Raw genomic sequence first — 15,888 nt, 5'->3', positions numbered from 1 at the left:
TCAGGCGAAATATGCGCCGAGTATCCGCGCATAGATCGCCTTCAACTGACGGATCTGATCCACCTCGACGCATTCGTCCACCTGATGCATGGTTCGGCCGACCAGACCGAATTCAACCACCGGGCAGTGGCTTTTGATGAACCGGGCATCCGAGGTTCCACCGGTGGTGGACAGTTCGGGCACCACACCCGTTTCCGCCTCGACCGCCGCCGCAACCAGATCCGAAAGCGGTCCGGGCGGAGTCAGAAAACTTTCGCCGGACACCTTCACGTCCATGTCGATTTCGACTCCGAATTCCCTGGCGATGCAGTCCGCCTGAGCGCGCAACCAGTCCGTCAGGCTGGCCCCCGAATGCAGATCGTTGAACCGGATGTTCACCGCACCGGTGCATTGCGCCGGAATGACATTGGTGGCCGGGTTCCCGGTATCCATGCCCACGACTGCCAGCGTGGACGGGTCGAAATGCTCGGTTCCCTTGTCCAGATCGTGGCTGGCCAGACGATCCATCAGGCGCGCCAAGGCAGGCAGGGGATTGCGGGCGCGGTGCGGGTAGGCCGAGTGACCCTGGACCCCCGTCACGGTGAACCGGGCGGTCATCGAACCGCGCCGGCCGATCTTGATCATCTCGCCCATGCGCTCGGGGCAGGTCGGCTCACCGACCAGACACACCGACATGCGCTCACCGGCCTGCTCCATATAGTCGAGCAGGGCGGTGGTGCCGTGCAGGGCATCGCCTTCCTCGTCACCGGTGACGGTCAGGATGATCGCGCCGTCGGGCGGCGACTGATGGACGAAGTCCGCCGCGGCCGCGACAAAGGCCGCGACGCCGGATTTCATGTCGGTCGCGCCGCGCCCGAAAAGCACGCCGTCGCGGATCTCGCCGCCGAACGGGGGCATGGTCCAGGCCGCTTCGTCGCCGACCGGCACCACATCCGTGTGCCCGTTGAACCCGAAGCTGCGCGGATGACCTTTGCGCCCCCAACGGGCAAACAGGTTGGCGACCCCTGCGCGATCGACGCGGACACAGTCGAACCCGGCCTCGGCAAGCAGCCGGTCCAGCAGAACCAGCGCGCCGCCTTCTTCAGGCGTGACCGAAGGGCAGCGGATCAGGTCGGCGGTCAACTGGACAGGGTCGATCGGGGTCATCTGGCCATCTCGTTCATTCATTCGGGGCAACGACAGACATTCTATGAATCGGGCGGATTGCCAAGACCCGGCCGGGTTTTTTCCCGATCGGGGCAATCCAGGAAGCGGGTCGATCGGGGAACACATCCCATCCCGACCCGGCGCCATGCTTGCTTCACGAGGTCAATCTGCGCTAGAGGGCCGCGAAACAGGTGAAATGGCCGCATGCGCGCGATCCTCGTCATCCTGTGCCTGGCTTTCGTGGCACTGTCTCAACACGTTCAGGCACAAACGCTGACCGTCACTACGGTGAGCCGCCCTCCGTTCTCCTATGTCGAGGACGGTGCCGATGTCGGCTTCTCGATGGAGCTTCTGAACGCGATCGCGCAATCGCTCAACATCGGCTACTCCATCGAAAGGGTGGACAGCTTCGCGGACATGCTCGGTGCGGTCGAGGACAATCGCGCCGACATGGCCATTGCGAACATCTCGATCACCGCATCGCGCGAAACGCGCATGGACTTCAGCCAGCCGATTTTCGAGGCCGGATTGCAGATCATGGTGCCCTCCGATGCGGCGCGGCGTCCGTCGCTGCTGAATGCGCTGCTGTCGCGCGACCTGTTCATCGCCATCGGCCTGGCCTTTGCCATCCTGCTGGGCGGCGGCATGCTGATGTGGTACTTCGAACGGCGCTCGCAGCCCTATTTCGACCGCAAGCTGAACGAGGCGTGGTTTCCGTCCTTCTGGTGGGCGCTGAACCTGGTGGTGAATGGCGGTTTCGAGGAACGTGTTCCCCGCACCGCCTTTGGCCGCCTGTTCGGCGTGGTCCTGGTGATCTCGTCGCTGTTCATCGTGTCGGTATTCACGGCCCGGATCACCTCGGTCATGACGGTCGATGCGATCAGCGGAACGGTGAGTTCGGTAAACGACCTGTACGGCAAGCGGGTCGGCACGATCAACGGCTCGACCGCCGCAAGCTTTCTGGAGCGGCGCGAACTGGACTATGCCGGATACGACGGCCTGGATCCGCTCATCACGGCATTCGAGTCGGGCGATCTGGATGCGGTCGTGTTCGACGCGCCCATCCTGTCCTACTACGCCACGCATGAAGGCCGCAGAACCGCGGCGATGACCGGCGGTGTGTTTCTGCGAGAGAATTACGGCATCGCCTTTCCGTCGGGGTCGCCGCTTGTCGAGGACGTGAATCAGGTTCTGCTGGCCCTGCGCGAAGACGGAACCTATGACCAGATCTACCGCAAGTGGTTCGGCGCAAGGAACTGAGGTTCAGTCCGTGCCGGCATCGTCGAAGAACGGTGTCATCTGCGCGACGATGACGGCATTTTCCTCAAGCGCGCGCTGCATGAGCGCCCGTTCTTCGGCGCCGATCTCGTGGCCTTCGGCCTCCCGCTCTTCCAGCGTTCCATAACCGGTGACATCCAGAGGCGCGGTGTCCGCCTGTTTCAGGATCGCGACCGTTTCGCGCACCGCTTCGGCCTCGTCCACGCCGCTCGCAAAGCACATCAAGGCCGCGCCCGTCGATTTCTCGGGCAGACCGTCGCCCTCTTTCCGGCCGATCTGGACCAGAAGCGTATAGACCTTCTGGCGCGAGGATGTCCTGTTCTGGCTCATGCGCCCGCCATACCTTCGCGCTCCGGTCCGGTCAATCCAAACGGGAACCCGTCCGGGGCCGAAGCGCGCGCCAAGTTTTCGAGGTCCGGAAACCAATGAGTAACCTTCTGCAGCTAGCCAGTGGGCTGACCCTTCAGTGACACGAGGCCCCATGCCCCAAGCCAGCAAGCTCCCGGTCGATACCCAGGCCACCGCCGAAGACATGGCCAACGCCATGTTCGGCACCGGAATCGAAATCGTCTCGGCCAGCTATTCCGGCGCCACGTCGGCGTCGGGCATCTATTCCGACGGCGACACCATTGCTCCCGAAATTACGCCGGCGGACAGCGGCGTGATCCTCTCCACGGGCCGCGCAAGCGACATCACCAACAGCAAGGGTGACGCCAACGACAGTTCCGGCACCAGTACCCGCCACTTCAAGCCGGGCGATGACGACCTGACGGAAATGGCGGGATCAAAGACCTACGACGCCGCGATATTCGAGGCCGAATTCGTCCCTCAGGGCTCGACCCTGACGATGCAGGTCGTGTTCTCGTCCGAGGAGTATCTTGAATATGTCGGCTCGGGCTTCAACGACGCCGTCGGAATCTGGGTCAACGGCCAACCCGCGCAACTCACCGTCGGCGATGGCGACATCACCATCAACAACATCAACGACACGTCGAACGCGAATCTCTACATCGACAACCCCGCGAATGCCGAGGTGGCCAATACCGAGATGGACGGCTTCACCGTCACCTTGACCCTCAAGGCCCCGGTCACGCCCGGTGAGGCGAACACGATCAAGATCGCCATCGCGGATGCCGGGGACGGGCGATACGACTCCAACCTGCTGATCGCCGGCAACTCGGTCCAGACCGCGTTGATCGCCGGAGATGACGCCGTCACGATCTCGGGTGGAGACGAAGAAGTTCTGGACGTCCTGGCCAACGACAGCAGTACGGTCGGTGGTACCTTGACCATCACGATGATCAACGGCGTTCCGGTCAGTGCCGGTGATGTCGTGACGCTCGGCACCGGCGAGGAAATCACCGTCAATGCCGACGGAACGCTGACGATCGACTCGGAGTCCGACGTGGCGGGGTCGAACGTCTTCTCGTACCAGGTTCAGGATCAGGCGGGAAACACCGATACCGGTTTCGTGACCGTTCACACCACACCCTGCTTTGTGGCGGGCACCCGGATCGACACGGCCGCCGGGCCGGTTCCGGTCGAATGCCTCGAAGTCGGGGATCTGGTGTGGACGCGGGACAACGGTTTGCAGCCGGTGCGCTGGGTCGGCAGGACCGAGCGGATCGCAGAAGGCCCACACGCGCCGATCGTGTTCGCCCGCAACGCGCTCGGCCGGCACGACGCCGTCGCGCTGTCGCCGAATCACCGCGTCCTGGTCAGCTCGTCCCTGGCCGAGCTTATGTTCGGCGCACCCGAAGTCCTTGTCCAGGCCAAGCACCTGGTCAATGACCGCAACATCCGCCGTTGTGCCGACGGGCAGCCGATCACCTATGTGCATGTCCTGTTTGACCGGCACGAAGTGATCCGCGGCAACGGGCTGGAATCGGAAAGCTATCACCCCGGCGACCGGACGCTGGAGGCGTTCGACCCGCACACCCGCGCCGAAGTTCTCGCGCTGATGCCCGAACTGGACGCGCCCGGATTCGGCTACGGTCCCACCGCGCGCCCGGCCCTGCGCGGATACGAGGCGATGGCGATGATCCGGGGATAGAAGCGGTCCCGGGCCGTGCCGCGGCCAGATCCGGGCGTGGCACGGCCTGAAGCTGCCATCGCGGCCTGCGTCAGTCGCGCAGCAGTTCGTTGATCCCGGTTTTCGAGCGGGTCTTTTCGTCCACCCGCTTCACGATCACCGCGCAATACAGGCTGATGCCGTTCTTCGAAGGCATCGATCCCGAGACCACCACCGAATAGGGCGGCACCTCGCCATACATGACCTCGCCGGTTTCGCGGTCCACGATCTTGGTGGATTTGCCGATATAGACGCCCATGCCCAGAACCGAACCCTCGCGGATGATGCAGCCCTCGACGACCTCGGAGCGCGCCCCGATAAAGCAGTTGTCCTCGATGATGGTCGGACCCGCCTGCATGGGTTCCAGTACCCCACCGATCCCGACCCCGCCGGACAGGTGCACGTTCTTGCCGATCTGGGCGCAGGATCCGACCGTCGCCCAGGTATCGACCATGGTGCCCTCGTCCACATAGGCGCCGAGGTTCACGAACGAAGGCATCAACACCACGCCCGGCGCGATGAAGGCCGACTTGCGCACCACGCAGTTGGGCACCGCGCGGAACCCGGCGGCCTTCCACTGGTCGGCGCTCCATCCGGTGAACTTGCTGTCCACCTTGTCCCACCAGCCGCCGCCCTGCGGCCCGCCAGACTGGATTTCCATGTCCTTGATGCGAAAGCCCAGCAGCACCGCCTTCTTGGCCCATTGGTTCACATGCCAGCTGCCATCGTCCAGCTTTTCGGCTACGCGCAGCGAACCGCTGTCCAGCGCGTTCAGCGTGTCTTCGATCGCGTCACGCTGCTCGCCCGTCGTTGCCGGCGTGATCGTATCCCGGGCTTCCCAGGCGGCTTCGATGGCGGCTTCCAGTTGCGCGTTGGACATGGGGCTTCTCCCTGCAGAGTCTCGTGATGTTCCTGTGGCCTATACGAAAGTGGTGGCCGAGGCGCAATGCGACGCGCGCCGCCCCGTTTGCGTCACGCGGGGGCGGCCGACGCCTGCGGCGACTCCGGAAACGGATCGGGGGCGATGTTGGCGCCACAGACCAGCACCGCGACCCGTTCGCCGCCGGCGGGCACATATGCGCCGGACATCAAGGCCGCAAGGGCGGTCGCCCCCGCCGGTTCGACCAGTATCCGGCGTTCGTGCCACAACGCCTTTTGCGCCGCGGCGATCGCGTCGTCGGACACCAGGACCGAGGCGAGCCCGCCCGCAAGCCCGAAACAGATCTCCCCGATCCTCCGCGCCCCCAGCGCATTCGCGGCGATCCCCGACACCTCCACATCCACCGGCGCGCCGGCCTTCAGCGCCGCGTTCAAGGCGCAGGAGGTCTCGGGCTCGACCGCAACGACCTTGCGCGCGCTCTGGAACCACGCCAGCGCCCCTGCGATCAGCCCGCCGCCGCCGACCGCCACCAGAACCGTGTCGGCCTGCAATCCCTGCCCCTCCCACTCGGCGAAACAGGTGCCCTGACCGGCCACGGTCGCCGGCGCGTCATAGGCATGGATCTGCATCGCGCCGGCTTCGGCCTCGTATGCGCGCGCCATGGTCAGGGCGTTGGCATACTCGCCCGGCACCACGCACAGATCCGCTCCGATCCTTTCGATCAACGCGATCTTGGACGGCCCCGCCAGCTGCGGCACGTAAATGCGCGCCGGATGGCCCAAAGTCCTGGCCGCATAGGCCACCGCCGCCCCATGGTTGCCGCCCGAAGCGGCGACGAGGCCCGCCTCGGGCACCGTCCGGCTGAGCAGGGTGTTGAACGCGCCGCGCGCCTTGAAGCTGCCCGTGTGTTGCATGTGTTCCAGCTTCATCTCGACAGGGAAGTCCAAACCGAACCCACGGGTCGAAAGCGCCGGCGTCACCTGAACGTATCCTTCGATGCGTTTGGCCGCCGCGGCGATCTCGGGTTTCCAGTCCATTCTTGCTTCCATCGCACGGCTCCGCTACTGGCGCTCTGCCCGCGAACCCTATAGCTGTTGGGAAAACACGCAAGCAGGAACCCCCACCCATGAAAGAAGACCATCGCCAGAGCCCGTTCCGCGACGCGCATACCGACCGCTCAACGGCGAGCCACGTGCCCGACACGCCGCAGACGCGCTCATCCGCCTACAAGCTGGCCTTTGCCGATGACGACTTCATGTGCCGGGACGAGCTGCGCCCGGTGCGCTTGCAACTGGAGCTGCTCAAGCCCGAGATGCTGATGGCCGAACGCGAGATCACCTCGACCATCGTCATGTTCGGCGGCGCGCGAATCCCCGAACCGTCGCAAAAGCACACGGCACGGACCGAGACCCTGGCCGGGCTGTCCCAATACTATGACGAAGCCCGCGAGTTCGCGCGGTTGATGACCGAGAAATCCAAGGAAAGCGGCTGCCGCGAAAACGTGATCGTCACCGGCGGCGGCCCCGGGGTGATGGAGGCCGGCAATCGTGGCGCGCATGAGGCGGGCGGGTGCTCGATCGGGCTCAACATCGTGCTGCCGCATGAGCAGGCCCCGAACCTGTTCGTGACCCCGGAACTCAGCTTCAACTTCCATTACTTCGCGATCCGCAAGATGCATTTTCTGATGCGCGCCCGCGCCATCACCATTTTTCCGGGCGGCTTCGGCACCATGGACGAAATGTTCGAGTCGCTGACCCTGATCCAGACCGGCCGCATGGAGCGGGTGCCGTTCCTGCTGTTCGGGCGGTCGTTCTGGGAACGGGTCATCAACTGGCAGGCGCTGGCCGAGGCCGGAACGATTTCGGACGAGGATCTCGACCTGTTCCGCTTTGTCGATACCGCGCAGCAGGCGGTGGACCTGATCGAGAACTGGGAACCCGCCCCGCCGCGCGAATCCATTCCCGGCAGGTAGAACGATTCGTGCTAGACTGGCCCCATCGATTTCCAAGGGAGGGGCTCATGGCCTATGTAACGGTTTCCAGCTGGAGCTATGACGACACCCTGGACGAGGCGGCGCTGATCTCGTCCGCAAAGGAAAACCTCAGCCAGCTCAAGGCGATGGGGGCAAGCAGCGGACATCTTGTCCGTGTCGGCCCGACCGAGGGCCTGATCGTCATGGTCTATCCGGACGAGGGCGCCTGGAACCGCGTGCGTGAAACGGTCGAACACATGCGCAAGGACACGGTTGTGCGCGAAGGCGGCGCATTGACCCAAGCCGTGAACGGGCCAGCCCTGGTCTCGGTCTGAGATCGGACGGATCTGAGCCCCTAGTTCAGGTATGCGGGCAGAACGCCAAGCTCCCGCCCCTCGGGGAGTTTGGTGACGACCTGCGTACCCGCCACATCCTTGATGGCATAACCAAATCCCGCCAGCCGGAACTTCCATTCCCGCGGACTCAACGACTTTGCGCGTTCCCGTTTCAGCAGGTCCAGAACACCTGCATCCACCCCCGTGCCTTCGCTGCCAAACTTTGCCATTTTCCCCTCCGTGGCGCTGACCCTGGTTTGGAAACTAACTGTTGAACGGGGCGGAAATGCACCGGGTTTTAGGTAACTCTTTGGCAATTGCCGCGCTTTCCCGGCCACAATTTGGATGCTAAGGCAAAACGGATGACTGGACGGGCAGAGGGCGGATCTGGATGAAAAGGCCGAGGGCGGATGAACCGAACATGGGCAGGATGCTCCACCTGCGCGGCAACGGGCTGACCAAGGGCGATCCCGTCGCGCCGCCCCTGATTCAAAGCAGCATGTACCATCTGCCGGGCGACCCCGAGGGGTTTCCCAGCTATGGCCGCGTCGGCAACCCGACCTGGGAACATCTGGAACACGTGCTGTCCCATATCGAGGACGCCCCCTGTCTTGTTTTCCCTTCCGGCATGGCCGCAATCTCGGCCGCGCTCTTTGCCACGGTCCGGGCCGGGCATCGGGTGCTGATTCCCTCGGACGGATACTATGTCACGCGGCTCTTGGCGGACCGGTTCCTTGCTAGGCTGGGGGTGACGGTCGAACAGCGCCCCACGGTCGGTTTTGCCGACGGCGGCTTTGACGGGTACGACATCGTGTTTGTCGAAAGCCCGTCCAATCCGGGGCTGGACATGATCGACATCGCCGCAGTGGCCGATGCGGTCCGCGCCGCCGGTGGCCTCACCATCGCCGACAACACCACATTGACGCCGCTCGGGCAGCGCCCGCTGGATCTGGGCATCGACATTGTCGTGGCCTCGGACACCAAGGCGATGGGCGGGCATTCCGACCTGCTGATGGGCCACGTCGCCAGCCGCGATGCCGATATCATGAATTCGGTCGCGGAGTGGCGCAAAGCCGCGGGCGCGATCCCCGGCCCGCACGAGGCGTGGCTGCTGCACCGCGGGCTGGAAACGCTGGAGGTTCGATTCGAACGGATGTGCGCAACCGCTGGGCTGTTGGCCGAGCGGTTGGCCGCGCATCCGGCAATCCGCCGGATCCGGTATTCCGGCCTGACGCAAGACCCGGCGCATGAACTGGCCAGGTTGCAGACTCGGCGGTTCGGGTTTCTGCTGTCCCTCACATTGGACACCGCGGAAAACGCGGAACGGTTCATCGACGAATGCCCCCTGATCCGGCCCGCAACGTCCTTCGGCGGCGTGCACAGTTCGGCGGAAAGGCGCATCCGCTGGGGCGATGCGGTGGATCCGGCCTTTGTCCGGCTGTCGGTGGGGTGCGAACCTGCCGAGGAGCTTTGGCATGCGATCGAGACGACGCTCGACCGTCTGGCCTAGCGCGGGCGCTACTTTTTCTGTTCGCGCAGTTCCTTGAACACGTAGATCGGCAGGATGATCCCCGCGATCAGCGCGCCGAGCCAGACAAGCAAGGTGGCGGCCAGCAGATTCGAGATGCCGCCGACGGTCAGACCGGTCGTCACGAAATCCGTGATCAGAAGCCCCAGAAAGGTCACGATCAGCGCGACACCGCCCTTGAGGGCCGGGATGTTCTTTTCGCTGACCCGCGTGATCAAGGGTTCTGCAATGACCTGAACCAGGGTGAAGACGATCACCACGATGATCAGCGAAAGCGGAGCAATGGAAAACCCCTGAAGCAGTGCGGCGGCCAGAAGCAGGCCGATCGCATTGCCGATCAGCAGCGCAACGGCCTGGAGAATTCGTCGAGACATGGGAAATGACCCTGTGTTGCAATATCATCCGTTCCGGATGCTACCCACGGAACCGTCCGATTTCACGAACTATTTTCGTCGGCCGCGCAAAGCGTGCGATCATCCGGGCTGCGCCAGGACCATCGTCCAGAAGTTGCGGCCATTGCCCTGTGCAACGCCGATCCCGATATGCACGTATCCGGGGTTGAGCATGTTCTTGCGATGCCCCGGTGATTTCATCCAGTCGCGCACCACGTCCCGGGCGGTTCTCTGATAGGCCGCGATGTTTTCGCCGACGCTGCGCCACTCATACCCCGCCCGGCTTGCCCGCGCGCCGATACCGGACCCGCGCGCGCCCCGATGCGACAGCTTTCCCTTCCTTGCCATCCAACAGGAATGCGCCTGCGCCGCCTGCGTCAGACGCGGGTCCGCTGTGACCGGAGCCAACCCGGCGTTGCGGCGTTCGGCATTCGTCAGTTGGATGACCTCGGTTTCGATGGTCCGGGTCGTCCGGTCGATCGAGCAGGCATCCGCACCGAAGGGCCAACTCAACAGGGCGGCCATCAGCATCGCGGTCACGAGCCGCCTGTGACCGCGTTCCGGTCGCGCCTCGGGCTTGACCCGGAGCATTGCTAGGCCGCGCCGGATCCGCCCGAAACCTCGGCGGCGATCTGTTTGCTGGACTTGCGGCCGCGTTCCGTCGCTGATTTCAACTGCCCGCAGGCCGCCATGATGTCCTCGCCCCGCGGCGTACGGATCGGCGAGGCATAGCCGGCCTGATAGATGATGTTGGCGAAGGCGCGGATGCGGTTGTTCGAGCTGCGCCTGTAGGGCGCGCCGGGCCATTCGTTGAACGGGATCAGGTTGATCTTGGCGGGAATCTTGTGCCGCTTGATATGGTCGATCAGACGGTGGGCGTCGTCGTCGGAATCGTTGATCCCGTCCAGCATCACGTATTCAAAGGTGATCCGCTCGGAATTCGACGCCTTGGGATACCGCGCCAGCGCCTCAAGTAGGGTTTCGATGTTCCAGCGTTTGTTGATCGGCACCAGAACGTCGCGGGTTTCATCGGTCGTGGCGTGAAAGGAAATCGCCAGCATGCACCCTATTTCTTCGGCCGTGCGCGCGATTTCGGGGACCACGCCCGAGGTGCTGAGGGTGATGCGGCGGCGTGACAGAGAGATGCCTTCGGGATCCATCGCGATCTTCATTGCGTCGCGGACATTGTCGAAATTGTAGAGCGGTTCGCCCATGCCCATCAGGACGATGTTGGACAGAAGCCGGGTTTCGTTCTTGGGCTCGCCGGGTTTCGGCCACTCGCCCAGATCGTCGCGCGCCATCATGATCTGGCCCACGATCTCCGCGGTTGTGAGGTTTCGTACAAGTTTCTGGGTACCGGTATGACAAAACGTACATGTCAGGGTGCACCCGACCTGAGACGAAATGCAGAGCGTGCCGCGATCTTCTTCGGGGATGTAGACCACTTCGACCTCGTGCCCGCCGGCGATGCGGACGAGGTATTTCCGGGTGCCATCGGACGAGACCTGGCGCGTCACGACTTCGGGGATCTCGATGGTGAAATGCTCGGCCAGCTGGGCGCGGTAGGATTTGGCGAGGTTGGTCATCTCCGAGAAATCCCGGACCCCCCACTGATAGATCCACTGCCAGATCTGGTTCACCCGCATCCGGGCCTGTTTCTCGGGTGTGCCATGTTCGACCAGCACGTCGCGCAGGCGGTCGCGGGTCAGGCCCACGAGATTGATCTTTCCCCCTGCCGGAAGATTGCGGGGGAGGGTCAGGACATCCTGGGTGATCGGCGCTTTGGCGGACATGGTCGGGCACTCGGGCTGCGGCTATCGAATGCGCCTCTATATAGGAATGCGCGCAAAGATCAAAAGATTTCGCAGGACGGCCCCGCCCTATTGCGCCATGCGCAACAAGTCTTCGACGCGGGCGCGGCCCAGTTCGATCCGGCACGAGGTGATCGCGATGCCGGTGCCGGACCCGCCGCCATAACTCGCCCCCACCGCGTCGCATTGCGCGTCGCGATAGGCGAGCCAGGCGGTCTGCGCGGTTTCGAGCGCAGGCAGCGCGGCGGGCCGTCCCGTCACCTCGTCCAATTCCTGCGCGGCGCTGGTCGCGATCTCGACGGCGATCCCCAGGGCGGCATCGACGCGGGCTTCCATCTCGCCGACGCAGGCGCCGATTTCGACCTGCGATCCGAATTCGCTGCATTCCAGCGAAGGATCGGCCTGTGCGGCGAGCGGAAGCATGAGGAGTGGAAAAAGCAGGCGCATTGTCGATATCCCTTCGTTTCAACCGGTGAGCACGTCGAAACCTATCACGGGAACACTGCGTGTCACGGGTGCGGCCGCGCTCCGCCTGATGGGCGCTCACGCCCCCCAGGTGTCGCTGAGCCGATAGCCGCCGGGCCAGGGGTCGGCGGGGTCGAGCATGTGCTGGTGCGTTCCGGTGATCCAGGCCCGCCCACCGATTTCGGGCAGGATGGCGGGCCGGCCGTTCACTTCGGTCTGCTCGACGATGCGGCACAGGAATTCGCTGTCGATGACCGAGCGGGCGCGATAGGTGTCCTGCGCCTGCATGATACCTTTGGCCAGCAGCACGGCCATCCGCGCCGAGGCGCCCGTGCCGCAGGGAGAGCGGTCAAGCTTTCCGGGTTTGATCGCCACCGTGTTGCGGCCGGTCAGGACATCGCCTTGCCGCGTCAGCGGACCGGCGATCTGGCAGAAGGATATGTGGTTCCAGTCGGCGTCCGGGTGGCGAAATCCCAATTGGGCATTGGCGGCCTCGGTGATGCGTGCGCCGGTGCGGGCCAGGTCGGCGGCCTCGTCCGGAACCAGGTCAAACCCCAGATCCTGCGCATCGACGATCACGAAACTGTCGCCACCGAACGCGGTATCGACGCGCAGAGTGCCGATGCCTTCGACTTCGATCCGCGCGTCGAGCTTGTCGGCAAAGCTTGCGACGTTGCGCACGAAGATCCGCTCGGCCTTGCCGCCGCGGCACTCGGCACGGACGTGCACGAGCCCGCCCGGCGCCTGCAACGTCAGACGAGTTTCAGGTTCGGTCATCGGGAGGATGCCGCTGTCGAGCAGCACGGTGGAAACGCAGATCGAGTTCGAGCCGGACATCGGCGGCGTGTCTTCGGGTTCCATGACGATGAAAGCGGCATCGGCCTCGGGATGTTTCGGCGGCACAAGCAGGTTCACATGCCGGAAGACGCCGCCGCGCGGCTCGTTCAGGACGAAGTTGCGCAATGTCTGGTCCCGCGCGATGAAGCTGCGCTGATCCCACAGGGTTTCACCCGGTGGCGGGGCCACGCCGCCGACGATCACATCGCCGACCTCCCCCTCGGCATGGGCCGAGATCACGTGGATGGTCTTGCTGCTGCGCATGGGGTGTCCTTTCGAAGACCGGTCGGAAGAAATGGCAGAAAGAAGGCCCCGACCGCAACGGCGGGGCCATTCACGCGCGCGTGGCCGGGCCTCAGTTGGCGCAGCGCTTTTCGGCGTCCTCGTACGCGGCCGTGAAGCCCAGCAGCGAGAATGTGTCCTTGGTCTGGGTGCCGCGCGCCGAACGGGCGGTCAGCACCGCCTCGGTGCCGCGTTTCAGGGCGGTGATGATCTTGGCGTCATCCGCCTCGGTCGCGGGCCAGGCCCATTCGCCTTCGGTAAAAAGCTCGAACTCGCTGCCATCCACCGCCAGATTCACGGTCGAGCCGGGCGCGAAGGGATAGCCGCCGGTGAACGTCACCTGGCCTTGTACATCGGCCTTGGGCCGGAAGAACACGAACAGCAGGATGTCGCTGCGGCGCACCGACACCACGCGGCCGCCGCGGGTGTTGACGGTTTCCTTCGGCGCCGAAACGCTCCAGCATTCGGTCGGATCGTCTTCGACGAAGACGCTCCAATCGGTCTTGGCCGCGACCCGGTTGGTGCTTTGCGCCTGCTGAGCGATTGCGGTGGTGGCCATTCCGGCCATGCACAGGCCCGCGACGACATTGCGGACGAGCTTTGATCCCATTTGTCCAGCCTCCTAGCCCGACTTCTACCTCAAGTTTCCCGGGTGCGCGTTCCGGTCTTGGCGACCTGTCTCGTGTTGCGCGTCCCTTCGTTTGCCGACATACACACACTAACGCAGGTTTCACCATGGGTGAAAGGGCGATTGGCAGAAATTTGCGCAGTCAGAGAGAGGACGTCATGACGCAGCCCGTACCGATGACCGAAGTTTGGCGCGGCCCCTTTCTGGAGAGCCTGCATCTGGGTCATGCCGTCATTTGCGACGACACCGGCCAGATCGTGCAGAGCTGGGGGAATCCGTCCGCGACGATCTATCCGCGAAGCTCGGCCAAGATGATCCAGGCGCTGCCGCTGATCACCACCGGCGCGGCGGCGAAATACGGGCTGGGGTCGGAACATCTGGCGCTGGCCTGCGCCTCGCACAGCGGCGCGGCGATCCATACCGAGCGGGTGTCGGCCTGGCTGGACCATCTGGGTCTGGGCGAGGAAGACCTGCGCTGCGGCCCGCAGGAACCTTCGGACATGGCGGCGCGCGACGGGCTGATCCTGGCGGATGACACGCCCTGCCAGTTGCACAACAACTGTTCGGGCAAGCATTCCGGGTTCCTGTCGGTGGCCCAGCACATGGGGGCCGGACCGGAATATCTGGAGATCGACCACCCGGTGCAGCAAGCCTGCCTGGCCGCCTTCGAGGAGGTCACGGACGAGACCAGCCCCGGTTACGGGATCGACGGCTGTTCGGCCCCGAATTTCGCGACCACCGTGCATGGTCTGGCGCGCGCGATGGCCTGGTTCGCCTCGGCCGCGGACCGCGCCGACCGGCAGAGCCGGGCCGCGGCGGACTTGACCGCGGCGATGATGAAGCACCCGGAACTGGTGGCGGGCGAAGGCCGGGCCTGCACTGAACTCATGCGCGCGATGGGGGGACGGGCCGCCATCAAGACCGGGGCCGAGGCCGTCTTTGTGGCGATCCTGCCGGAAAAGCGGATGGGCGTGGCGTTGAAGATCGCGGACGGCACCACACGCGCCAGCGAATGCGCGGTGGCCGCGATTCTGGCGCGCCTCGGCGTGCTGGACCCGGAGCATCCTGCGGCGCGCAAGTTCATGAACGCGACGCAGTACAGCCGGCGGGGGTTCGAATGCGGCGTGATCAAGCCGGCCGCCGGGTTTCCCTGACGGCCGGGTGCGCCTCTACATTTCCATGACCTCGGCCACCTCGACCGAGCCGTTGCCGGAAACGACCATGGGGCAGCCCTTGGCCATTTCGGTGGCCGCGCCGATATCGGCGGCCTTGACCACGGAATAGCCGGAAATCGGGTTGGCGCCGCCGTCATCGGCGATGCCGCCGGCGCTGACCGTCTTGGAGGCGCCGACCGGCGCGCCGGGGATGACCACCGCATCGCCCATGTCGGCAAACCAGGCCTGCCACGCGGCCATGACCTTTTGCCCCTCTTCCGGGCTTTCGGGGGCCTTGCCCCCGTGATAGGCAAAGATGAATTCCGGCATTGTCTTACCTCCGTTGCTGAAAACTCAGGTCAGTTGCGCTTCGAGTTTGCGCAGGCAGGATGTCCAGCCCTCTTCGTGGCGGGCGCTGATTTCGTCGTCGCCCAGGTCGCGGTGATCGACCACCAGCCGCGCGCCGGTCTGGGTCGCCCGGACGGTCAGGGTCACATGGCTTTCGTCGCCGCGCCGGTCATCGTCGTCGTGCCAGGCCCAGGTGAACCCGACCGAGTTCGGAGGGTCCACATGGGTCACGTGGCCCGAGACCTTGAAGCGTTGCCCCTCGCCGTTGACCATCACCGAGAACCAGGGACCGGTGCGCGTGAAGTCGAGGTCATGTTCGGGCACATGCACGCCCTCGGGGCCCCACCACTGCAACAGCTTGGACCCGTCGCTGATCCAGCTGAACAGGGTGTCGGTGGGGACGGGAAAATCACGCTCCAGTCTCAGGTCGGCCATGTGTTCTCTTTCTCCAGAAGCTCGCCCAGACGGTCGAGGCTGGTTTCCCAGAATTGCCGCTTGGAGATCGTCCATTCGGCAATCGCGCGCAGACCTTCGGGGCGGATGGAATAGAGCCGCTGCGTCCCGCTGGCCCGCTGCCGGATCAGCCCGGCCTCGCGCAGCACTTTCAGATGGCGCGAGATCGCGGCGCCCGACATGCCCTTGCCCTCGACCAGATCGCCGGCCGGCAGTTCGCCATCCTCCATCAACTGTTCGACGATGGAAAATCGCGTCGGATCGGAAAGCGCCGAAAAGGTGGCCAGAAGATTCGTCATGGCCAATAT

General features: G+C 64.6%; 20 protein-coding genes. 6 read left to right on the top strand and 14 right to left on the bottom strand.

What is annotated here, in order from left to right:
- Positions 1–1,146 (bottom strand): succinyl-diaminopimelate desuccinylase, encoded by a 1,146-nt coding sequence (dapE, locus tag AC2FNJ_RS04380; protein ID WP_496762722.1) that lies wholly within the window; start codon positions 1,144–1,146, stop codon positions 1–3.
- Positions 1,147–1,350: 204 nt separating this feature from the next.
- On the opposite strand from dapE, the gene AC2FNJ_RS04375 reads away from it, so the two are divergent.
- A complete protein-coding gene (locus AC2FNJ_RS04375) occupies positions 1,351–2,406 on the top strand; it encodes a transporter substrate-binding domain-containing protein (protein WP_496762720.1) in 1,056 nt (351 codons plus the stop codon).
- 3 nt (positions 2,407–2,409) lie between these two features.
- Here the strand turns inward: AC2FNJ_RS04375 and AC2FNJ_RS04370 are convergent, their stop codons facing one another.
- Complete coding sequence (locus AC2FNJ_RS04370; RefSeq protein WP_496762719.1) at positions 2,410–2,754, bottom strand: DUF8846 family protein; 345 nt, start codon at positions 2,752–2,754, stop codon at positions 2,410–2,412.
- Positions 2,755–2,905: 151 nt separating this feature from the next.
- Here AC2FNJ_RS04370 and AC2FNJ_RS04365 point away from each other — a divergent pair, with 151 nt between their 5' ends.
- The gene (locus tag AC2FNJ_RS04365; RefSeq protein ID WP_496762717.1) at positions 2,906–4,477 is read left to right on the top strand and encodes a choice-of-anchor L domain-containing protein; all 1,572 of its coding nucleotides are present in this window, start codon (positions 2,906–2,908) and stop codon (positions 4,475–4,477) included.
- 70 nt (positions 4,478–4,547) lie between these two features.
- Here the strand turns inward: AC2FNJ_RS04365 and dapD are convergent, their stop codons facing one another.
- Together dapD and AC2FNJ_RS04355 are read right to left on the bottom strand one after the other, a co-directional pair.
- The gene (dapD, locus tag AC2FNJ_RS04360) at positions 4,548–5,375 is read right to left on the bottom strand and encodes a 2,3,4,5-tetrahydropyridine-2,6-dicarboxylate N-succinyltransferase (RefSeq protein ID WP_496762716.1); all 828 of its coding nucleotides are present in this window, start codon (positions 5,373–5,375) and stop codon (positions 4,548–4,550) included.
- 92 nt (positions 5,376–5,467) lie between these two features.
- Entirely contained in the window at positions 5,468–6,412 is a 945-nt protein-coding gene (locus AC2FNJ_RS04355) for a threonine/serine dehydratase (RefSeq protein ID WP_496762715.1), read from the bottom strand.
- 89 nt (positions 6,413–6,501) lie between these two features.
- Here AC2FNJ_RS04355 and AC2FNJ_RS04350 point away from each other — a divergent pair, with 89 nt between their 5' ends.
- Together AC2FNJ_RS04350 and AC2FNJ_RS04345 are read left to right on the top strand one after the other, a co-directional pair.
- Positions 6,502–7,347: an LOG family protein gene (locus tag AC2FNJ_RS04350; RefSeq protein WP_496762714.1), complete on the top strand. Its 846-nt coding sequence runs from the start codon at positions 6,502–6,504 to the stop codon at positions 7,345–7,347.
- Positions 7,348–7,394: 47 nt separating this feature from the next.
- Positions 7,395–7,682, top strand: a complete 288-nt coding sequence (locus tag AC2FNJ_RS04345) for a hypothetical protein (protein WP_496762713.1) — start codon at positions 7,395–7,397, stop codon at positions 7,680–7,682.
- A gap of 20 nt (positions 7,683–7,702) precedes the next feature.
- Here AC2FNJ_RS04345 and AC2FNJ_RS04340 read toward each other — a convergent pair whose 3' ends face one another.
- Positions 7,703–7,912: a hypothetical protein gene (locus AC2FNJ_RS04340; RefSeq protein WP_496762712.1), complete on the bottom strand. Its 210-nt coding sequence runs from the start codon at positions 7,910–7,912 to the stop codon at positions 7,703–7,705.
- Between the two features lie 191 nt (positions 7,913–8,103).
- On the opposite strand from AC2FNJ_RS04340, the gene AC2FNJ_RS04335 reads away from it, so the two are divergent.
- A complete protein-coding gene (locus AC2FNJ_RS04335) occupies positions 8,104–9,192 on the top strand; it encodes a cystathionine gamma-lyase (protein ID WP_496762711.1) in 1,089 nt (362 codons plus the stop codon).
- An 8-nt stretch (positions 9,193–9,200) separates the two neighbouring features.
- Here the strand turns inward: AC2FNJ_RS04335 and AC2FNJ_RS04330 are convergent, their stop codons facing one another.
- From AC2FNJ_RS04330 to AC2FNJ_RS04305, 6 genes are all read right to left on the bottom strand, one after another.
- Positions 9,201–9,584, bottom strand: coding sequence for a hypothetical protein (locus tag AC2FNJ_RS04330; RefSeq protein ID WP_496762710.1), 384 nt, complete (start codon positions 9,582–9,584; stop codon positions 9,201–9,203).
- Positions 9,585–9,683: 99 nt separating this feature from the next.
- Positions 9,684–10,193 (bottom strand): CAP domain-containing protein, encoded by a 510-nt coding sequence (locus AC2FNJ_RS04325; RefSeq protein WP_496762708.1) that lies wholly within the window; start codon positions 10,191–10,193, stop codon positions 9,684–9,686.
- Between the two features lie 2 nt (positions 10,194–10,195).
- The gene (gene rlmN / locus AC2FNJ_RS04320) at positions 10,196–11,395 is read right to left on the bottom strand and encodes a dual-specificity RNA methyltransferase RlmN (protein WP_496762706.1); all 1,200 of its coding nucleotides are present in this window, start codon (positions 11,393–11,395) and stop codon (positions 10,196–10,198) included.
- 87 nt (positions 11,396–11,482) lie between these two features.
- Positions 11,483–11,860, bottom strand: coding sequence for a lysozyme inhibitor LprI family protein (locus AC2FNJ_RS04315; RefSeq protein WP_496762704.1), 378 nt, complete (start codon positions 11,858–11,860; stop codon positions 11,483–11,485).
- Between the two features lie 96 nt (positions 11,861–11,956).
- Positions 11,957–12,979 (bottom strand): trans-3-hydroxy-L-proline dehydratase, encoded by a 1,023-nt coding sequence (locus tag AC2FNJ_RS04310; protein WP_496762703.1) that lies wholly within the window; start codon positions 12,977–12,979, stop codon positions 11,957–11,959.
- A 91-nt stretch (positions 12,980–13,070) separates the two neighbouring features.
- On the bottom strand, positions 13,071–13,607 hold the full coding sequence (locus AC2FNJ_RS04305; RefSeq protein WP_496762701.1) for an invasion associated locus B family protein: 537 nt from the start codon (positions 13,605–13,607) through the stop codon (positions 13,071–13,073).
- A 176-nt stretch (positions 13,608–13,783) separates the two neighbouring features.
- On the opposite strand from AC2FNJ_RS04305, the gene AC2FNJ_RS04300 reads away from it, so the two are divergent.
- Positions 13,784–14,779, top strand: coding sequence for an asparaginase (locus AC2FNJ_RS04300; protein ID WP_496762700.1), 996 nt, complete (start codon positions 13,784–13,786; stop codon positions 14,777–14,779).
- A 15-nt stretch (positions 14,780–14,794) separates the two neighbouring features.
- Here the strand turns inward: AC2FNJ_RS04300 and AC2FNJ_RS04295 are convergent, their stop codons facing one another.
- From AC2FNJ_RS04295 to AC2FNJ_RS04285, 3 genes are read right to left on the bottom strand one after another with little or no spacing between them, the layout of a single operon-like run.
- Positions 14,795–15,109: a YciI family protein gene (locus AC2FNJ_RS04295; protein ID WP_496762698.1), complete on the bottom strand. Its 315-nt coding sequence runs from the start codon at positions 15,107–15,109 to the stop codon at positions 14,795–14,797.
- Positions 15,110–15,133: 24 nt separating this feature from the next.
- Positions 15,134–15,562: an SRPBCC family protein gene (locus AC2FNJ_RS04290; protein WP_496762696.1), complete on the bottom strand. Its 429-nt coding sequence runs from the start codon at positions 15,560–15,562 to the stop codon at positions 15,134–15,136.
- Positions 15,550–15,879, bottom strand: a complete 330-nt coding sequence (locus tag AC2FNJ_RS04285) for an ArsR/SmtB family transcription factor (protein WP_496762694.1) — start codon at positions 15,877–15,879, stop codon at positions 15,550–15,552. Before AC2FNJ_RS04285 ends, AC2FNJ_RS04290 begins: the two co-directional genes overlap by 13 nt.
- Between the last annotated feature and the right edge of the window lie 9 nt (positions 15,880–15,888).

This window comes from Ruegeria sp. BHSB196 (genome assembly GCF_059613135.1).
This window is presented reverse-complemented; position numbering and strand designations above follow the sequence as displayed.